The sequence below is a fragment of the Bombella pollinis genome (assembly GCF_026385485.1).
Lineage (GTDB): Bacteria > Pseudomonadota > Alphaproteobacteria > Acetobacterales > Acetobacteraceae > Bombella > Bombella pollinis.
Genome location: NZ_JANIDX010000002.1, coordinates 41,014 through 58,968 on the forward strand (window position 1 = coordinate 41,014; position 17,955 = coordinate 58,968).

17 protein-coding genes are annotated in these 17,955 nt (G+C 49.9%); 3 read left to right on the forward strand and 14 right to left on the reverse strand.

From position 1 onward, the window contains the following. Positions 1-26: 26 nt before the first annotated feature. Positions 27-917, reverse strand: a complete 891-nt coding sequence (locus NQF89_RS02160) for a glucosamine inositolphosphorylceramide transferase family protein (RefSeq protein WP_266137404.1) — start codon at positions 915-917, stop codon at positions 27-29. A gap of 164 nt (positions 918-1,081) precedes the next feature. On the opposite strand from NQF89_RS02160, the gene NQF89_RS02165 reads away from it, so the two are divergent. Then, on the forward strand, positions 1,082-1,876 hold the full coding sequence (locus tag NQF89_RS02165; RefSeq protein ID WP_155579343.1) for an inositol monophosphatase family protein: 795 nt from the start codon (positions 1,082-1,084) through the stop codon (positions 1,874-1,876). 48 nt (positions 1,877-1,924) lie between these two features. Further along, positions 1,925-2,614 carry a lipid-binding SYLF domain-containing protein gene (locus NQF89_RS02170; protein ID WP_266137405.1) on the forward strand — a complete coding sequence of 230 codons (690 nt, stop codon included), beginning with the start codon at positions 1,925-1,927 and terminating at the stop codon, positions 2,612-2,614. Positions 2,615-2,672: 58 nt separating this feature from the next. On the opposite strand, the gene mltG is transcribed toward NQF89_RS02170, so the two are convergent. The 8 genes from mltG to NQF89_RS02210 all read right to left on the reverse strand — a co-directional run bounded on the left by mltG (position 2,673) and on the right by NQF89_RS02210 (position 11,071). Further along, positions 2,673-3,719, reverse strand: coding sequence for an endolytic transglycosylase MltG (mltG, locus tag NQF89_RS02175; RefSeq protein WP_266137406.1), 1,047 nt, complete (start codon positions 3,717-3,719; stop codon positions 2,673-2,675). 56 nt (positions 3,720-3,775) lie between these two features. After that, the gene (gene fabF / locus NQF89_RS02180) at positions 3,776-5,059 is read right to left on the reverse strand and encodes a beta-ketoacyl-ACP synthase II (protein ID WP_155573214.1); all 1,284 of its coding nucleotides are present in this window, start codon (positions 5,057-5,059) and stop codon (positions 3,776-3,778) included. 121 nt (positions 5,060-5,180) lie between these two features. After that, complete coding sequence (locus tag NQF89_RS02185; RefSeq protein WP_099027300.1) at positions 5,181-5,423, reverse strand: acyl carrier protein; 243 nt, start codon at positions 5,421-5,423, stop codon at positions 5,181-5,183. 129 nt (positions 5,424-5,552) lie between these two features. Beyond that, on the reverse strand, positions 5,553-6,296 hold the full coding sequence (gene fabG / locus NQF89_RS02190; protein WP_155573215.1) for a 3-oxoacyl-[acyl-carrier-protein] reductase: 744 nt from the start codon (positions 6,294-6,296) through the stop codon (positions 5,553-5,555). A gap of 12 nt (positions 6,297-6,308) precedes the next feature. Beyond that, positions 6,309-7,253: an ACP S-malonyltransferase gene (fabD, locus tag NQF89_RS02195; RefSeq protein WP_155573216.1), complete on the reverse strand. Its 945-nt coding sequence runs from the start codon at positions 7,251-7,253 to the stop codon at positions 6,309-6,311. A gap of 27 nt (positions 7,254-7,280) precedes the next feature. Next, positions 7,281-8,006: a glycine betaine ABC transporter substrate-binding protein gene (locus NQF89_RS02200; RefSeq protein WP_266137407.1), complete on the reverse strand. Its 726-nt coding sequence runs from the start codon at positions 8,004-8,006 to the stop codon at positions 7,281-7,283. Between the two features lie 121 nt (positions 8,007-8,127). After that, the gene (locus NQF89_RS02205) at positions 8,128-10,239 is read right to left on the reverse strand and encodes a M13 family metallopeptidase (RefSeq protein ID WP_407652344.1); all 2,112 of its coding nucleotides are present in this window, start codon (positions 10,237-10,239) and stop codon (positions 8,128-8,130) included. A 4-nt stretch (positions 10,240-10,243) separates the two neighbouring features. Continuing rightward, positions 10,244-11,071 carry a ferritin-like domain-containing protein gene (locus NQF89_RS02210; protein WP_266137408.1) on the reverse strand — a complete coding sequence of 276 codons (828 nt, stop codon included), beginning with the start codon at positions 11,069-11,071 and terminating at the stop codon, positions 10,244-10,246. A gap of 122 nt (positions 11,072-11,193) precedes the next feature. On the opposite strand from NQF89_RS02210, the gene bioB reads away from it, so the two are divergent. Then, positions 11,194-12,177, forward strand: coding sequence for a biotin synthase BioB (gene bioB, locus NQF89_RS02215; protein WP_155573219.1), 984 nt, complete (start codon positions 11,194-11,196; stop codon positions 12,175-12,177). 51 nt (positions 12,178-12,228) lie between these two features. Here bioB and NQF89_RS02220 read toward each other — a convergent pair whose 3' ends face one another. From NQF89_RS02220 to NQF89_RS02240, 5 genes are read right to left on the reverse strand one after another with little or no spacing between them, the layout of a single operon-like run. Further along, positions 12,229-13,020, reverse strand: coding sequence for a tetratricopeptide repeat protein (locus NQF89_RS02220; RefSeq protein WP_266137409.1), 792 nt, complete (start codon positions 13,018-13,020; stop codon positions 12,229-12,231). Then, positions 13,017-13,988 (reverse strand): MlaD family protein, encoded by a 972-nt coding sequence (locus NQF89_RS02225; protein WP_230873279.1) that lies wholly within the window; start codon positions 13,986-13,988, stop codon positions 13,017-13,019. Before NQF89_RS02225 ends, NQF89_RS02220 begins: the two co-directional genes overlap by 4 nt. 7 nt (positions 13,989-13,995) lie before the next feature. Next, positions 13,996-14,730, reverse strand: coding sequence for a P-loop NTPase family protein (locus NQF89_RS02230; protein WP_230873280.1), 735 nt, complete (start codon positions 14,728-14,730; stop codon positions 13,996-13,998). Beyond that, positions 14,730-15,548: an MlaE family ABC transporter permease gene (locus NQF89_RS02235; RefSeq protein WP_155573221.1), complete on the reverse strand. Its 819-nt coding sequence runs from the start codon at positions 15,546-15,548 to the stop codon at positions 14,730-14,732. Before NQF89_RS02235 ends, NQF89_RS02230 begins: the two co-directional genes overlap by 1 nt. Further along, positions 15,545-17,920, reverse strand: a complete 2,376-nt coding sequence (locus NQF89_RS02240; RefSeq protein WP_266137410.1) for an adenylate/guanylate cyclase domain-containing protein — start codon at positions 17,918-17,920, stop codon at positions 15,545-15,547. The genes NQF89_RS02235 and NQF89_RS02240 overlap by 4 nt, the downstream gene beginning before the upstream one ends. Positions 17,921-17,955 lie beyond the last annotated feature (35 nt).

A 17,955-nucleotide genomic window follows, 5' to 3' on the forward strand; every position in this document is an offset into this window, starting at 1 on the left:
GAATACATCCCCTCACGAGCTTCCTCTCATTTTTTCAACAGTTCTTTTTTGAGTTTGAAAAAGGCCGGGCGCAGACCGTGTCGAATCTTTTTAAAATCAACCAGAGTGACTTTGCCCGCAGCAGAGAGCGTGTGCATACCATCAGGATAATCCTTCAAGGTAGGCGTATGTAACGGAACAGCCTCTCCCCCGCACAGCACGGGACGTCCTTTTTCAAAGCCTGATAAATGGAGAAAACGTAAGCCACCTCCATAAGTTACGCTACAATCTTGCACAGGGAGAAACACGTCGCCCCCCTCCACAAATGGGGTCCCTCCCGGGCGCGCACCACTTTTATCAATAAGGAACCGGCCTAAATCACACCAAGGCCCGGTTAATTCTTCAGCTAACGCAATATGTAACGTACTCTGTCGGCATGTCTTTGGCTCTGGCGGCGTCCAGAATAACCACCACCGCCCAGCATGATAAAGTGGCGTTGCATCAATCGCCCCAATAGGAAATACAAAACTTGAAACTTTCTCCCATTCATAAGGGAAAGAACGTGCTTTATATAAAGTCAAACGGTCAGATTTATAACCCTCTGGCAGCATATAAGTAACCCCTTCATGCTGGAATACATAAGGGTAAGAGAGGTGCCAATCTTCTTTTAAAACGGTGCGATGTTCTAATAAAGTAAAGGTCTCATCATAAATAAGGACATCTATGACGCCTTTACTTTGGTGATAGTCATAATATTCCGCGAAGACATATAGCTTACCATCCCGCCAAAGCCCGAAAGGATCCGCCAAAAAACCATCATTTCCACAAGATGGCAGAAAGGTCATCTCAATATCATCGAGACCATTTTGCCGGATAATCTGCTCAAAAGGGGCGTGCAAGATTGCTGACCGCCAGTAATCCATTTTAAACAGTTTCATAACCTTGCATCCTACGGATTTATTTATGCGATGCTGTATCATACATCGCCCTTTCCTCAGACGAAAGGGCAGCATGCATAACAGACCTAAAATTGTACCATATCCTTTGTAAGCTTATTGTGATTATTATACCTCATTCTGCTTATTCATAACGAGACTCTATCATGCCAAATACCTCCGCTATTAATGAACGCTTTCATGCGGCACAAAAAATCATCAAAGATGCTGCACAGCTTGCCAAAAATATGCAACCTGCGCCGGGAAAACCTACAGCCGAGCTAAAAGGCCATCAAGATTATGTCACTGAGGCTGATAGAGCTGTTGAGACTTTCCTTGTAAAGGAATTATCTGCCCTCTTTCCTGATGATGCTTTTTTAGGAGAGGAATATGGAGCCACGCAGTCGGGGGCGTTTCGTTGGGTTATTGACCCTATTGATGGCACCTCCAATTATGCACGAGGGCGTAATCGTTGGTGTATTTCTATAGGTCTTATGCACCATGACACACCCGTTGCAGGGATTATTGAAGCCCCAACTTTACGGGAAAGCTTTACCGCTCGCATAGGCCAAGGTGCCTTTCTTAACGGGACCCCTATCCAAGCCTCCAAAACAGATAAATTAAGGGAGGCTATGGTGGAAATCGGCTGGTCCCCTTATGTCCCAGAGGGATGGTATCCCCAAAAAATGGGCGCACTCCTCACCGAAGGAAGCATGCCACGCTCTCTTGGCTCTGGCGCATTAGCCCTTGCGGATGTCGCTTGCGGTCGCTCGGATGGTTATCATGAATATGTCATATTCTTATGGGACGTTGCCGCCGCACTTGTCTTGCTACAAGAGGCGGGAGCTTGTGTATCTCCCTTCCTAAAGAATGGGGGCCTAACACAACGTACGCCTATCCTCGCTTGCGCCCCGCTCATAGCACCCTCGCTTTCCAAAACTCTAGGCGTCTCACTAGATTAAGTTTATATTACTGAAGTTCACCTTTATTTCCCTTGTTAGGAGAGATTCGTGTTTAAGCCTTTTGCGTTTGTCTCACGTTCCGTTGCCATTGCGGCAAGCTTACTTGCTGTCAATGCGTGTGCCGCTAATATTTCCACACCGCGGAAGCAGCAAGCTCTTGTTGATAAAGCCGCTTTTGCTGTGCATTCCGCCTTTATCAATTCAAAAACTAACCCTCATACTGCACAGATTCTGCGTGAAGCGAAAGCTATGGTCATTTGCCCAGATGTGACCAAGATGTCTCTCGTTTTCGGTGGTACAGGCGGGGCATGTGTTCTTGTTGGACGTGGTGCTAATAACTCTTGGTCTGACCCGGCTTTCTATACCCTTAGTGCAGGCTCCTTTGGGTTGCAGGCCGGTTATCAGCATAGCCAGCTCTTCCTCATCATCACATCCAAGAATGCTGTTCTCTCCATGATGGACCGTGAATACACTTTTGATGCAAGTGCTGATGCTGCCTTTGGGTCTCATGGAACCAGCGCAAGCAATGACCATCGTGAAGTTTATGCTCTGCAAAAGACTAACGGCGTCTTCGCTGGGGTTTCTTTAGGGAGCAGCAAGCTCAAAGCTAACAATGCTGCAAACCGTGATTATTACGGCCAAGTTGTTGGGGCTGAGGATATTGTTATCAATATGCGTGTTAATAACAAAGCCGCCGACCCACTACGCCGTAGCGTTATGAAGGCTGTGTCTCGCTAAGAGCTTATACTTTTATAGCAAGGAGGCCATTCCTTATTAGGAATGGCCTTTTTTATAATTACTGAACGTCTGCTTTAGTTCGGCGATATGTCCGAACATGCTCTATGTGCTCAGCTAATGTATGTGAAAAATGATGCCCACCATGACCCGTAGCCACAAAATAAAGCGCATCCCCATCAGCTGGATGGGCTACGGCCTCTAAAGCACTTTTCCCCGGTGAACATATAGGCCCCGGTGGTAGGCCCTCATGTTGGTAACTATTATAAGGGCTATCAAATTGCAGGTCGTCTTTTGTCAAAGGGCGTGTTAGCAGCCCTTCCCCATTGCTAACAGCATAAATGACGGTTGGGTCTGTCTGTAACTTCATCCCCTGTTTTAAACGATTTAGAAAGACACGCGCTATTTGTGGTCGTTCCTCTGGTAGGGAGGTCTCACGTTCAACTATAGAGGCAAGGATCAATAATTGCTCTGGTGTGGTGATGATACCTACTAACGCCTCTTGGTCTCGCCCCGCCCAAACCTCTTTGAGGAGAGTATTCATTAAGGTTTCCATATGGGTTAGTAGGGTTTGACGCTCCATCCCCCATACATAAAAGAAAGTTTGCGGTGCAACGCGGCCTTCTTGAATCTCCCCTATTGTGCCCTGTAAGGCGGGAGCCTGCATCAGTAGAGCTTGAATACGCCGTGCTGTTAGCCCTTCAGCGATTGTAAGGCTATGAGAAACAGGCTGCCCATGCCGCAAAATAGCTAAACTATGAGCGATGGAGACGCGATCGGGAAACTTGAGCTCTGCTGCATGGAGCGGCCCTTGCGATTTTGTAAGGAACAAGGCCAGTTTAAAGAAAAGAGAAGATACACTCCCACGCGCTAGCACACCGTTCTCTTGCAACACATGCACAACGCGATCCGTTCCCCCATGAGGAATGATAACCACGCGCTCTGCTTGTAACGGGCCGGGGTCTGTGTAATGGCCGTATCCTGCAAAGACAGTTCCACCCGCTCCGGCAAGTAAAAGGGCCAACACACGCCCTTTTGTAATGAGGCGAAAGTGTTTTGACGTTTTTATTTGTTTATCTTGCACCTCGGGGACGGGGGATTCTGGCATGTTATACTCTCCTCACCATGTAACGAGTATTACCAAGCCATCCCTCCCCCGGCAAATCAAGCTTTAAAGCGTTTCAATACAAGACTTGCATTCGTTCCGCCAAAGCCAAAGCTGTTGGAGAGAGCGATATCGACATGCTTCTCCTTAGCTGTATGAGGAATACGATCCATCACACTCTCGCGCGATGGCTTATCAAGATTAAGCGTTGGCGGCAGAACACCATCACGCATAGCTTGCAAACAGAAAATAGCTTCTACAGCCCCAGCCGCACCGAGCAAATGCCCGATAGCAGACTTGGTGGAGGACATACTCGCCCCAGCCGCAGCATCGCCAAAGAGACGCTCTACAGCACCAAGCTCTAAATCGTCAGCCATGGTGGATGTACCATGAGCATTAACATAGCCAATCTCGGAAGGCGTTACGCGCGCATCTTTTAAGGCTGCTTGCATAGCCCGGAAGGCACCTTCATGATTCTCGGCGGGAGCAGTGATGTGATAAGCATCGCCAGAGAGGCCATATCCTGCAATCTCACCGTAAATCTTGGCACCGCGGCGTTTGGCATGTTCGTATTCTTCCAATACGACAACACCGGCCCCCTCACCCATAATGAAGCCATCACGCGCTTCATCCCACGGGCGAGACGCTGTCGTTGGGCTATCATTAAAGCTGGTAGAAAGCGCACGCGCAGAGCAGAAACCGGCAATCCCCAACTCGCAGATAGCAGCCTCAGCACCACCAGCAATCATCACATCAGCATCGCCATGCTGAATCAACCGTGAGGCATCGCCAATCGCATGGGTCCCAGAGGCACAAGCCGTTACAACGGCATGATTCGGACCTTTAAAGCCATAACGGATGGACAGGTGTCCCGCCGTCAAATTGATTAAGGAAGATGGGATGAAGAAAGGCGACAGGCGGCGTGCCTTCCCAGAGGAGACCAGAACAGAATTGTCATAGATCGTCTTCAATCCGCCAATGCCGGAGCCAATCATGACACCTGTTGCGCAACGGTCTTCCTCAGACTCTGGCTTCCATCCAGAATCCTCTACGGCTTGAATTCCCGCTGCCAAACCAAGATGGATAAAACGATCCATCTTCTTTTGCTCTTTAACAGGAACCCAATCAGAGAGGGTCAAACCACCCTCTGCCGTTGGTCCTTCTGGCACTTCCCCGGCAATTTGTGCCGGCAAACCGGAAGCATCAAACTGCGTGATGCGCCCAATACCAGATTGTGACTCGATAAGGCGTTTCCACGTCAGTTCTGCACCAACAGCCAACGGGCTTACTACGCCTATTCCCGTAACGACCACACGTTTTCTGCTCGTTCCAGAACCGCTCATCGCCGCCTTACCTCATAATTCCTAATATGCATAAAGCGAAACGGAACTATTCCGCTTCGCTCTTATGATGGCGGGGCGCGCTTTTGCACGCCCGTCCATCATTTTCCGTCACCTAGCTAGATCAGGCAGCTTTCTGCTTGCTGATATACTCAATCGCATCATTCACTGTTGCGATCTTCTCGGCGGCATCCTCAGGAATCTCAACGGAAAATGCTTCCTCAAAAGCCATCACAAGCTCAACTGTATCCAAGCTGTCAGCACCGAGATCATCGATGAAGGAAGCATCTGGCTTTACCTTATCTTCCTCAACACCCAAATGCTCGACAACAATCTTCTTCACCTTGTCAGCGATTTCGTTGCTCATCTGTCTTAAATCCTTACTACCCTAGTGGGTTTGTTTAAGCAAAAACCTGCCCGATTAGAAGCCATACTCTGAACCTTGTCAGGCAAAGCAGGGCGCGCTTAGCACGTTTTTTAGCAAACGCCAAACTTTTCAAACCATGGCCATCCCACCATTAACATGAAGTGTCGTACCCGTCACCCATCCAGCCTCATCAGAAGCGAGATAAACAACAGCGGCAGCTACATCTTCTGGCTTGCCCATACGCCCAAGTGGAATACTACCCAAGAGCTTCTCACGCACGGAGTCTGGCAAAGCATCTGTCATAGCGGTCTCGACAAAGCCCGGGGCTACAACATTAATCGTTACCCCACGACGCCCAGCCTCTTGGGCAAGAGATTTGCTCATCCCGACAAGGCCAGCCTTAGCCGCTGCGTAATTGGCCTGACCGGGATTACCAGTTGTCCCTACAATGGAGGAAATAGAAATAATCCGCCCGCTCCGCCGCCGTTGCATGCCCCTTAAGGCTGCACGGGCGAGGCGAAATGGACTCTCCAAATCCACCTTGAGTACCTGCGCCCAATCTTCATCTTTCATCCGTACTGCCAAAGTATCCCGCGTCAGACCGGCATTATTGACGAGAATATCCAAGGGCTGCCCCGCTGCCTCCTCTGCACGGCTGACAAGCTCATCTGCGGCTGTGGCATCAGAGAGGTTGGCTGTCACGATATGAACACGCCCTTGCCCTAGAGTCGCAGCGACCTCCTGCAAGGCCCCCTCACGCGTGCCACTAAGGACTACAATAGCACCGCGCTCATGTAGCTGGCGTGCAATGGCGGCACCAATCCCGCCAGATGCCCCCGTAATCAATGCCATTTTACCTGATAAAGAAAACATCACTTATTCCTCTTAAAACGTCTTCAACATCGCTTCAATTTCTGCCGGGGTCCCGGCATGGTCGGCTGATAAATCCGGTACGATGCGGCGTGCAAGCCCTGTCAGCACCTTACCAGCCCCTAGCTCATGCTGGTTTGTAATAGCTTTATCAGCCATAGCGAGAACCGTCTCCCGCCACCGTACACGTCCAGTTACTTGTTGCACTAATAAAGACCGAATCTCATCCGGTTGGGAGACGATCGCAGCAGTCACATTAGCGATGACCGGAATCTCTGCTGGATGAAGTTCTGCCTCTGCCAACGCTTCCTTCATCTCCTGCGCGGCTGGAGCCATCAGGGAAGAATGGAAGGGAGCGGATACCGGCAATTTGACAACGCGGCGGATACCCTGCGCTTTTGCTGCCTCCATAGCGCGCTCTATTGCCGCTATATGGCCAGAAAGAACAATCTGACCACCGCCATTGTCATTAGCAATTTCTAACACGTCCCCTTTGGCACATTCGGCACAAATATTTTGTGCTACATCTGGCTCTACACCTAGGAGAGCAGCCATACCGCCTTGCCCAACAGGGACTGCGCGTTGCATAGCTTGCCCACGCAACCGTAAAAGACGTGCGCCCTCGCTAATCCCCATAACACCAGCGGCGGTTAAAGCGGCATATTCCCCTAAAGAATGGCCTGCTAGCACTGCAGCTTTCTCTTTAAGGACAAACCCACCCTCATGTTCCAAAACACGCACAACGGCCATAGAGACGGCAAATAACGCGGGTTGGGTATTTTCTGTTGCTGTAAGCTCTGCAGCATCCCCCTCGAACATCAACCGAGACAGATTGAAGCTAAGAGCCTCGTCCACTTCCTCAAAAACAGCGCGGGCAACGGGGAAGGCCTTATGAAGCTCCGCCCCCATCCCGACAGATTGACTCCCCTGACCGGGGAAAACAAATGCCTGACCTGTCATATTCACTCTCTCCAAACTACTAGATTATTACCGAGGAATCAGCCGGCCACGCTGCCATGATTCAGCGGCCTCCTCCGGCCCCATACCATCAACGCTCACTGCATAATCCAAAGCACTCATTACCTTATTACTGAGCATCATGATGGATAATTCATCCAACATATCCTCATCCACCTCATCGCGCAGTCCTTTACGCAAAACCAGCCGTGCAGTTTGCTCCTGCCCCGCTAAGAGGTCTCCCCCCGGTAGCTCGACCAACATATCGGTATGGAAGATAGCGTGAGGCTGCCATAGAGCAATCAATGGGCATTCCCCCGCTTCTTCTGCCTGCTTTACACGCTCTAAAACAGCCTCCGGGGCTAGAACCTCTAGGGGCAATTCTTTAAGCTCCGGCCGGGTTTCCATAACTTTTTCAAGATAAGGCTGCGCTGCTGCGGTGGTCAGCAAGGAGGTAAACTCCCCTACTGTCCAATTCGCCCCTTTCCCTGCTTTTTTAAGAGCAGAAAGCTTGAGTTCTGGATGATATAAACTGCCGAGAATCTCATGACCATGAGCTAACAAAGCCTCATCCTGCGGGAACCATGCTGAGACAAGAATATCAACACGCCCCTCATCCAACGCAGCTAAGCGTTCATCTACGCTTAAATCCGCATAGGCGACATCCTCACCATTCGCCTCGATAACACGGGCCACGCCACTAGCACAGGCAGCATGTAACGCCGTGTAGAGATGACCAATAGTGAGATATGACATAGAAAACTGCCTTACGTTTATAAAAGATGCCTTGGGATAGCTATAGCCTACCCCTTTGTGAAGCCCTTAGCTCTGTTTTCCCACCCGCTAAAGGCCTCTATAAAAGATTTGCTCCTAGGAGCTACCAGATTTTAACGCGCTCTTGCGGTGGTAGGTAAAGCGCATCTCCCGCATGAACTGCAAAAGCTTTATACCAGAGGTCGATATTATGAGCGGGCATATTCACCCGGCTACGCGCTGGTGCATGCTCGTTCGATAAGACCTGACGCCGCAGCGCATCGGGGCGGTCCTTCTCGCGCCATACCTGCGCCCAGCCTAGGAACACACGCTGGTCCCCTGTCCAGCCATGCAATGGTTGGTCATCCTTACCGTGAAGGCTATTATGATAGGCTTGGAGGGCAAGATTCAGCCCGCCAAGGTCTGCAATATTCTCCCCCATGGTCATCGTGCCATTTACATGCAGCCCCGGTAGAACCTCTTGGGCGTCATATTGCGCCCCGAGCCGTTTTGCTCGTGCCTCAAAAGCCCGTGAAGATGCTTGGCTCCACCAATCATGCAAACGGCCATGCTCATCATAATGGCGGCCTTGGTCATCAAAACCATGGCTCATCTCATGGCCAATAACGCCGCCAATCCCACCATAATTCACCGCCATATCGCCTTTAGGGTCAAAAAAGGGCGGTTGAAGAATGGCTGCGGGGAAGACAATTTCGTTCTTTACCGGGTCATTATAGGCATTGACGGTTTGTGGCGTCATATCCCATTCGTCCCGGTCCACGGGGCGGTCAAGCTGATGAAGGCGATGCTGCCAATTAAACGCCGTTGCGCGTGAAGCATTGCCATACACATCCCCCGCTCGGACCTCCAAAGCGGAATAATCCCACCATTTCCGCGGGTAGCCAACCTGCATAGCGAAATGATCCAACTTTACCAACGCAGCTTTACGCGTGGGGCTGTCCATCCAGTCATTATGCTCTAGTCGCCAGCGGAAGGCGGTTTTTAGCTCATTAACAAGGTTGGTGATGCGCTCTTTGGCTTCTGGAGGGAAATAATGCTGCACATAAAGCCGTCCTAAAGCCCAACCCATTGCCGTGTTTGTGACACGCACAGCCCGCTTCCAACGGACTGGCTGTTGCGTAATACCGCTTAGCGTACGACCATTAAAAGCAAAGGACGCATCGGAGATATCATGGGACAGATAGGGGGCAGCATTATCGGCGAGATGAAATGCCAGCCATGCCCGCAATGTTGTGCTCTCTGTCCCTGCAATAATCTGCGCCATCGCCGCAATTGAGTGAGGCTCCCGCACATCAATCACACGCTCTGCTAAACCACGCTCCGGCAGCCCCATAGAGCGTAAGTAGGTCATCCAATCTATAGAGGGTGCGAGAGTGATGAGATCTTTCACCTTCATCGGGTTGAACATTTTTAACGGGTCACGCGTTTGATCCCGTGGTGTCTCAACCTTCGCGAGGGCTGTCTCTAACTCTATAATAGCAGCGGCGTTATGCTCTGGCTCCGGCCATTGAATAAGCTTGAGCATTTGCAAGATATAAGCCTGATATGCTTGCTTTTGCGGGGCTAATTTAGGATTTGTATAATAGCTAATGTCAGGCAAGCCCAAGCCACCGCTAATGCCAATACTCATCCCTTGGTCCAGCATTAACATATACCGGGTTGGGTCTGCTTGGTCTTGCTCAATATCCAATGCAAAAGGACTAAACGATAAGGAGCCTGCCGCTGCTCCAAAGAGATGAGCAAAGGAAGGCGCATCTTTTGCAGCTTGGATTTGTGCTAACTCATCATGCAAAGGGGTTATCCCTTGTGCATCCACAGCGGCTTGGTCCAAATAGCTATGGTAAAAGATAGCAAGCTTATTTTGCTCATCATTCTTCCCTGAAGGCGATAAAGACTCCAATAAGCTCCGCTGCCGCGCTTGGGATAACTCAAATAGAATATGAAACGGCCCATAGCTACTCATATCATCGGGGATATGCAGCTGCTTGATGTAACGCCCATTAGCGTAGGTGAAGAAATCTTGCCCCGGTGGGGTGGTTGGGTCCATGCCCTCTTGGTCAAACCCCCAGCCATTTTGATAAGGCTGAATAGATGATGCAGGCTCTTGAGCAAGGCTAGGCGTTACAACCCCACCCATAAATCCAGCCCCCATCACCATGAGGATGCTGCCCTGCTTTAATAATTTACGCAATGATAGAGCGTTAACTTTCATCATACCCTCAAGCCTGTTGTGCTAAATAGCGCGCGTAGGATTTCTGCTTCCATGCAATAATTTTATGGAACAGCTTTGCTAACCATGCCTGCATCTTGGAATGTGGTGTCAAACCAGAAGTTTTGAGAATCATTGCCATTACACGGTCCAGATGCTTCTGCTGATAAAAAGACAAAGCACGCGCCATATAAGCCGCGATGAAGTCTTTATGATTATAATGTGCGTCACCGCGCGTATTTGTGATGTAATAAGCTGTGGCTAATTCATCATCTTCACTTTCCATCACGCGGCTAAGGGCAATCCGCAACCGGAACCAACGGCCTAATTTTTCACGGTCTAAATAACGGTGCATATTGTCATAAAAGAGCTTGAAATGCCGGTATTCGTCGGCGGCTATTTGTTTGCAGACGGCCTTTAAAACGGGTTCATCTGTCGCATCGGCTAACGCGGTGTAAAAGGAGGATGTCCCCGTCTCCACCATACAACGCGCAATCAACTCGCCCGTGCGTGAGCCACGGATGGAGGATGAAACATCCGTATCGATTTTATAAGCTTCACGGTAGTGGTTAAAAGCCTCAACATAATCCCAACTAGGATCTGCCAGCATGGCCCATTTACCTAATGCATCGCCATGTTGGACTTCTTCTTCAGCCCAATTCTCTGCAGCATCACGAAAACCTGAATCATCATGAAAGACATTGCGGAGGTAAATTGTGTAATCCCGTGCGTTACGCTCCACAACGGAGGCAGCCTTTACCAAGGCCAGAACGTCTGGGTTCACTTTTGTGGCATCAAAAGCATCCCAATCCATTTGGTCGATCTGCCAATGTTTCATACAACCACACTCCTTATAGCCGTGATGATGCCGTAACCTTCATACATTTAGCACACTTTTCAGATGGCATAGCGCGCTCGTTTTGGATAGGTGTAGACAGCTAACTAGGAGAGAAAAGCTTAATGACTGAACAACCCTGCCCTGTGCCGCACGCCCCTCGCCTTCGGCATGATTGGACACGAGAGGAGGCAGAAGCCCTATTAGCCCTGCCCTTCCCCGAGTTAATCTTCCAAGCGCAACAGGCACATCGTCAGTTTTTTGACCCTACCAAAGTGCAGATATCGACTCTACTCTCCATCAAGAGTGGGGGCTGCCCAGAGGATTGCGCCTACTGCCCACAAAGTGCCCATCACGAGAAGCGCATGGAGGCAGAAAAACTCATGCCGTTAGAGCGCGTTATCGCTGATGCCAAACGCTCTAAAGAGGCTGGGGCAGGCCGGTTTTGTATGGGAGCCGCCTGGCGCGCACCTAAAGACCGCGACCTTGATGCCGTTTGCCGCATGGTAGAGGAGGTAAAAGCTTTGGGCCTTGAGACATGCCTAACCATTGGGATGCTCACCCCTAGCCAGTCTGCACGGTTAAAGGATGCCGGGTTGGATTATTACAACCATAACCTTGATACGTCCGAGGATTTTTACGGCAAGATTATCACCACACGCACCTACCAAGAGCGTTTGGATACGCTGGCGAATGTGCGTGATGCGGGGATTAAAATCTGTTGTGGCGGGATTATCGGCATGGGCGAAGATAGCCAAGACCGTGCCGGTTTGCTCACCACCTTAGCGAATCTTCCCACTCACCCTGAAAGTGTGCCGATTAATCTCCTAGTCCGTGTGGAAGGCACCCCTTTAGCGGATGAGACCACAGTGGACCCGATTACTTTTGCTCGCGTCATTGCAACAGCACGCATTATGATGCCTGCAAGCCATGTTCGCCTTGCCGCAGGGCGTGAGTCCATGTCCGAATCCACACATGCACTCTGTTTCCTCGCGGGGGCCAACTCTATCTTCTGGGGTGAGAAACTGCTCACGACACCCAACCCCGCCCAAAACCGTGATACCGAACTCTTGGCCATGCTAGGCATGACGCCTATGGTTCATGCCTAATAGTTTCAAACAGGCTCCCATTCTTACGCGGGAGCCTGTTTTCTAACGCATTTACGGGGTGGAGTGTGTTTTCTGACTATCCACTGCTTGCTGAAGGAGGTCACGCGCGGCGTCATCCTGCCCCATCGCGCGCAAAGCTTGGGCCTGCATCCTAAGAGCGCGCCGCATCGACTCGTAATGCAATGCCTCCTCCTGGATTTGGGCAAGATTATGGGCATCATCCGCAGCGCGCTGCCATTGTTGGTCCATCAATTCACGATGAATGAGCAGCTCTTTCATGTTGGCTTGGTCACGCCCATCATGGCTTTTAGAAAGGAAGGCGATAGCGTCATCCATATGTGAGGGATCACGTAATTCAGCCGCATCTAATCCTGCAAGAGCATAGGCTTCCGCTTGGGTAGCACCCTCTAGGCTTTGTTTAGCGCGTTCCGCCTCTGCGAAAGAGGCCTGCCATTGTTTTTGCTCATAAAACACACTGGCACGAATGAGATGTAAATCTGCTTGCTGCGCGTCTGTCCATCCTCGCACAGTAAGAGCTTGCGTGATATGTTGCAGCGTTGCAAGGCAATCTTGAAACAACTTCAAACGCAGTTCGCTCAACGCAAGGTTAAAGCCTGCATCATGAATAGCCTGTGCATTATTAGCCATAAAAGCACGGTCCAGCGCGGCCCTATATTGCTGTCGTGCAGGCTTTAGATGCTCTAGGTCGAATACACTATTACCGACATCCATCAAACTTTCATAACGCGGGTCATGCCAGCCCTTTGGGTTTCCTCCACCAAAGCAGCCTGAGAGCATCCCCGCTATGCATATAAGGGAACATGCAAGAACCCCCACCTTCATGGCTTCACCTCCCGCGCGGGAAGCCGGCGTGTATGATGTTTTTTACTGCTCCCGTGCCCCCCAAGGAACCACAAGCCACGCAGCTGCTCACTCAACTGTCGCAAACTCTCTGCGGTAGCTTCTGCCTCAGCCAAAACGGCGGGGAGTTGCTCTGTAGCCTCTGCCACATTACGCACTGTCCGATTAACATCGGGAACGGAGGTTTTTAAGCCGTTTGTCATATTGTTCACATTCTTCATCGTCCCATTAGCTTCATCTAATGTGATCTGAAGTTTACGCTCTAACGGCTGCACATTCTCGATCGCTTGGTTTAGGCTAATAAGAATGGCATTAATATGATTCGCTGTTTCCTCCCTTGTAAGGAGAGCACCGGCTGTACCCTTCCCTGCATGTAGGTCTGTCATAATATCGCGCGCTTGCTTCGTAATATCCTGAACATTGCTCATCGCAGGGAGGAGACTTGCCCGTAAATCCGTTAAGGTTTGGATGATCATATCCGCTGGGTTAGGATCAATATTGGTGTTAAGGACCGCGTACCCCCAATTTAACGGCTGGCCCTGCCCGCGTGTAATCTCAATATATCCAGCACCGGTTACAACAAGGCGTCTCTTAATAGTGGCAATGCTATCACTACGAATATAACGCTCAAAATGCGGCTCAATCGTCCCTTCAGCATACATCCGGCCAGACTCATTGAGGTCTAGCTTGCGTATTTCCCCAACACGAACCCCCATGACTTCAATATCATTATTAACGGCCAGACCTGCAACGCCACCTTCAGGCAAGACAAAATGAATCCGCCCAGCAGGGGTTAGCCATTGTTTAAGCAAACCAGCCTCTACCAAGGTTGCTGTTAAAATAACAATCGCAATTAAAACCAGCAGCCCTACCCACTCATCCACAAAAGTGCTTCGGAATAACGGAGCTGATAAACCTGTCTGGCGGCGCAAACGCAGGGAACGCATCATTTATCTCTCACTTTAAGAGTCCATTATCACCAAGACGAAAGCGTTGCATACCCTGCTGAAGATAGCCAGACCATGCAGAACGCTCCGCCCCCACCCATATGACGGCACAGCCTCGCTCTCTTGCGGCTGTCAACTCGGTAAAAAACGCATTATAAAGCTCAACCGGTGCGGTAAGACTGACGGGATTTTCCAATAAAAGCAAGGAGGGGTTATTCATAAAAGCCCGCACATATTCTGCCCTTTTTCTATCAAGAGCAGAAAGCTTCTCGGGGAGCTGTGTTGGCAAACCCGGCAAACCAAATGATTGACATAATTTAACAGCCTCCCCCACTAATCTATCATAAGGGGCACGGCTATGATGCAAGCTCGGCCATAAGATATTGAGGTGCATTTCATAAAGGTCAATCCAGCCACTCTCAACTGTGATGCGCCCTATACGACCGCGCAAGGCATTGGCTCGCCGCTCATCCAGCTCCGCCCAATCTAACCCCATACAGCTGACAGCACCACGCCTTTTCCCTGTTGCAGGGTCCTCTTTAACAGGCAAAATGCCAGCACAGAAATCTGCAAATTGGGCTGAACGGAACTCATCACGACATTCTACAAAGACACATTCGCCCGGCTCGACAAAGAGATTATATTTTACCGGTGGAAGGCCTGTTGAATCTGATGAAGGGACGGCTTCATCCAATTTTAAGATGAAGTCATAATCTCGCCCCATTCCGGTAAGGGTATTATCCATCAAAGACTCCCCAAAATAACGTCAATGAGGACATTAATCACCAAAATGGACATAATCCCCCGTGAGAAGCCGCGTGGCATTAATGTCGCCAAATTATCCTCTGCAGTCACATCAATACCTGACAGGCAACAACATAGCCCAACAGTGGAACCACTAAGTAAAAACTTTAAAGGGATACCAATATAATCCACCAACTGCATGCTATTTACGACTTCAAAAAGGAAAGACCAAATAGATACGGTGACAATTCCCTTCGCCCAGCATGCCACATAGCCAGTGGCCAGGGCCATTGCTCCAAACAAAGTCCCTAATGTCACCCCCCCAACAGTCATGGCGATTGTGCGCGGTACAACAAAGATAAGGAACGGGTCCATCCCCATACCGCTGAGGGTATTAAGCCGCCCTCCTTTTGTTAAATTACCCATTTCCGTCAGCATCAACATGCCAGAGCGACCTAGCAGAATGACCCCCACTAAAATGGGAGCTATTTCCCGCAGCAAGATACTGGACAAAAGGCCGCCTGTCATCTGAGACATACCGGCAAAACCTAGCCAATAAACAGCTTGGGAAACCAAGCCAAACCCGGTCAAACACGCCACAACAACAACGCTAAAAAATCCACCGCCTATTAACTGGCGCAAGCTTCGGCGGAACTCAATCATTACAGTTCGCCGCCACGCGCTAGGGCGGAGAACCGTATAAAGCACCCCCCATCCTCCCCCAATTACAATGAGGAAAAAGCGTGGGAGGGAACGAGAAAAACGCCCTAAAAAAGCAAGGCCAATATGTAAGATGGAAAAGCGTTCAGAAAAGTTCATGTTTTATCTGTCGCTCCTATATCCCCCTTACCGGCGAGGATATAGCTATTGGCAATGCCACTCCCCGGTAAGAAGAACTCCCCTCTCAAGCGGAATAGGAAGACCCCTTGCAGCACTTGATAGGCACGGTCCGACACTTGAATCTGCCCGCCATCTGGCACGTTATGGGCCAAAGCCCCGGCCATGGTTAGCCCTTCCCCCCAGAGGTTGAAGACGTCACGTTTCTGCCCTAACCGCGCTACAAGGACTGCGCCAACATCAATCCCGATACGGAACATAAGCCGCGTATTAGTTTGTGAAATCGTCATCAAGCATGCTTCGCGAATACCAATCGCTGCATCAGCTATATTAGCTGCCCCCTCGGAATCCGCAGTTTGAGAACAACTCCCTAGAAAAATAAATCGATTCCCCGCCACTTGTACTGAGAACAACTTATGTTCACGCGCAATAGCTTGGATCTTATCGGTCAACTCACTGACCAAATCCAACATCACACGCGCCGCATCATGATTGGCGGAATACGCCTCGGAGAACTCCAAGACCATAATAGGTACACTTGGATATAACCCTGATTCTGGGAGATCATTTGGATGATGTTCCTCCTCCCCAGAACGCAGGAGGAAGCCTTCGATAATCCGCATTGGCGGCCTAGATTGCGGTGCTGATGCTTGCTGTGCCACAGAAGGCGGCAGGGGAGACGCTTCTTGCGTGTGTTTATCTTCCTCTTGAGCCTGACCAAAACGCACCGCCAAAATAGAGGCTACTAACGTCATCACTCGCTCGGATTCCGTAATCTGGTTTGGGTCCTCCACCATAATAGCCCCAACGAGGTGATGTTCCTCTAAGATAGGAAGCAAAACAAGATGGTGCGTATCAATCATACGCATCACAACACGTTGCACACTCTGAAGACGAGGATCATCTTCTGCATTTGGCACATCGATGAGATGTCCGTCCTCTAAGCACTCAAACAAGCCGGGATGACCCGTCTTTGTTAGCTCCATACCGAGACGATGGGCGTTGCGTTCCCGGTCGAACATATCTTCACAAAGAAGGCGATTACCATCAGATAAAAGCCGCCAAATACTAACACGCCGCGCCACAGACCTGTCGGCTAAAGCCTCACATAAATAAGGCTGCTCTTTACTGGGGTCTAACAAGCCCGTGGTGTTAATAATTTTGAGGAGGATGATATTATCTTCTTTTCTCTCCGTTGCAAAAGACCCTAACTTCTTCTGTAAGTTTTCAACACGACGCCCTTGATAAATAAGCCCCGCGGCCAAAACTAAAGCCAAACCAACGATAATAATGGAGAAGTAAAGTGTTTGATGCTTCACAACTTGTGTAAAATTAGCAAAATCATTCTCAGGAGCATTAAGTAAAAGCACCCAAGAGCGTTTTGCTAAAGGCATAGCTGCGGCAATTGTTACATAATTTAACCCACGCGTATGAACCAGACCAGAACCATCCCCCATAACGCGGAAGACATCTAACGCACGTACAAAAACAGGTTGTGTTTTAGGGTCTAGCCTCACATTAGCAGCATCAAAGCCGGGCTTGCCAATGTCAGCCATATTATGGCCCGCGATGACATGACCATCTAAATCGACAATAACGGCCTGCCCACTTTTACCGACTTTAAGGCTGTTTACAAACTTAGTAAGCTGATTAAGGGAAATATTAATTGCAAAAACAATCTTATGTCCATCCAATGCTTGGAAAGCCAAAGACGCTGTTACAATAAATTGACGTGTTGAAAGATGCAAATATGGTGCCGTCCAGAATAAACGGCGATCAGGCGTTCTACTTTCACGCTCTACAGCCTTTTTATACCAAAGCCGTAAGCGAGGGTCGTATCCTTCAGCCGAAAAACGATCTGTCGAGATAAAGCGACCATCTTTATCCGTGACTTTATGACGATAATAGGGAGCACCGTCCTCCATTTGCATGGTTGTTTCTTCATAATCATCATCACGCCGGCTCGTCATCCAAAAATGACCTTGGTCATCCGCGAGATAAAAGCTATCGACATGCGGCATATCACGCAGGACGGAACGACCAAGGGTCATGAAGGTTGCGACATTTTGTTTCTGGTCGTCACCTGTCAGCATATTGCTAGCCATAAAGGAGATCCCCGTAGCGGGGGAGAGATAATGGCTGACCTCCTCGGTAATGTAGCGTTGTTGGCTACGCAGCAAGTTGCGCGATAGGGTAATCGCCCCTTCCCGCATGGTGCGATATGTGTAGAGCGTCACCATCGCGATGGTCACAATGACCAAAATAACGCCCAAAATCGGCCCAATAAATTGGAAGAGCTGCCACCGCCGCCCTGTGGTATCAATAGCGGGGTCAACGATTTCATCTGTCAGCAAAGCTTAAAAATCCCCTCTAATCGTCCAGAACGCGA

Excerpts from the sequence above, each read along its gene's own strand:
- NQF89_RS02160 (WP_266137404.1), bottom strand. The coding sequence starts at position 917 with ATGAAACTGTTTAAAATGGATTACTGGCGGTCAGCAATCTTGCACGCC.
- NQF89_RS02165 (WP_155579343.1), top strand. The coding sequence starts at position 1,082 with ATGCCAAATACCTCCGCTATTAATGAACGCTTTCATGCGGCACAAAAA.
- mltG (WP_266137406.1), bottom strand. The coding sequence starts at position 3,719 with ATGCCAGAATCCCCCGTCCCCGAGGTGCAAGATAAACAAATAAAAACG.
- fabF (WP_155573214.1), bottom strand. The coding sequence starts at position 5,059 with ATGAGCGGTTCTGGAACGAGCAGAAAACGTGTGGTCGTTACGGGAATA.
- NQF89_RS02185 (WP_099027300.1), bottom strand. The coding sequence starts at position 5,423 with ATGAGCAACGAAATCGCTGACAAGGTGAAGAAGATTGTTGTCGAGCAT.
- fabG (WP_155573215.1), bottom strand. The coding sequence starts at position 6,296 with ATGTTTTCTTTATCAGGTAAAATGGCATTGATTACGGGGGCATCTGGC.
- fabD (WP_155573216.1), bottom strand. The coding sequence starts at position 7,253 with ATGACAGGTCAGGCATTTGTTTTCCCCGGTCAGGGGAGTCAATCTGTC.
- NQF89_RS02200 (WP_266137407.1), bottom strand. The coding sequence starts at position 8,006 with ATGTCATATCTCACTATTGGTCATCTCTACACGGCGTTACATGCTGCC.
- NQF89_RS02205 (WP_407652344.1), bottom strand. The coding sequence starts at position 10,239 with ATGATGAAAGTTAACGCTCTATCATTGCGTAAATTATTAAAGCAGGGC.
- NQF89_RS02210 (WP_266137408.1), bottom strand. The coding sequence starts at position 11,071 with ATGAAACATTGGCAGATCGACCAAATGGATTGGGATGCTTTTGATGCC.
- bioB (WP_155573219.1), top strand. The coding sequence starts at position 11,194 with ATGACTGAACAACCCTGCCCTGTGCCGCACGCCCCTCGCCTTCGGCAT.
- NQF89_RS02220 (WP_266137409.1), bottom strand. The coding sequence starts at position 13,020 with ATGAAGGTGGGGGTTCTTGCATGTTCCCTTATATGCATAGCGGGGATG.
- NQF89_RS02225 (WP_230873279.1), bottom strand. The coding sequence starts at position 13,988 with ATGATGCGTTCCCTGCGTTTGCGCCGCCAGACAGGTTTATCAGCTCCG.
- NQF89_RS02230 (WP_230873280.1), bottom strand. The coding sequence starts at position 14,730 with ATGGATAATACCCTTACCGGAATGGGGCGAGATTATGACTTCATCTTA.
- NQF89_RS02235 (WP_155573221.1), bottom strand. The coding sequence starts at position 15,548 with ATGAACTTTTCTGAACGCTTTTCCATCTTACATATTGGCCTTGCTTTT.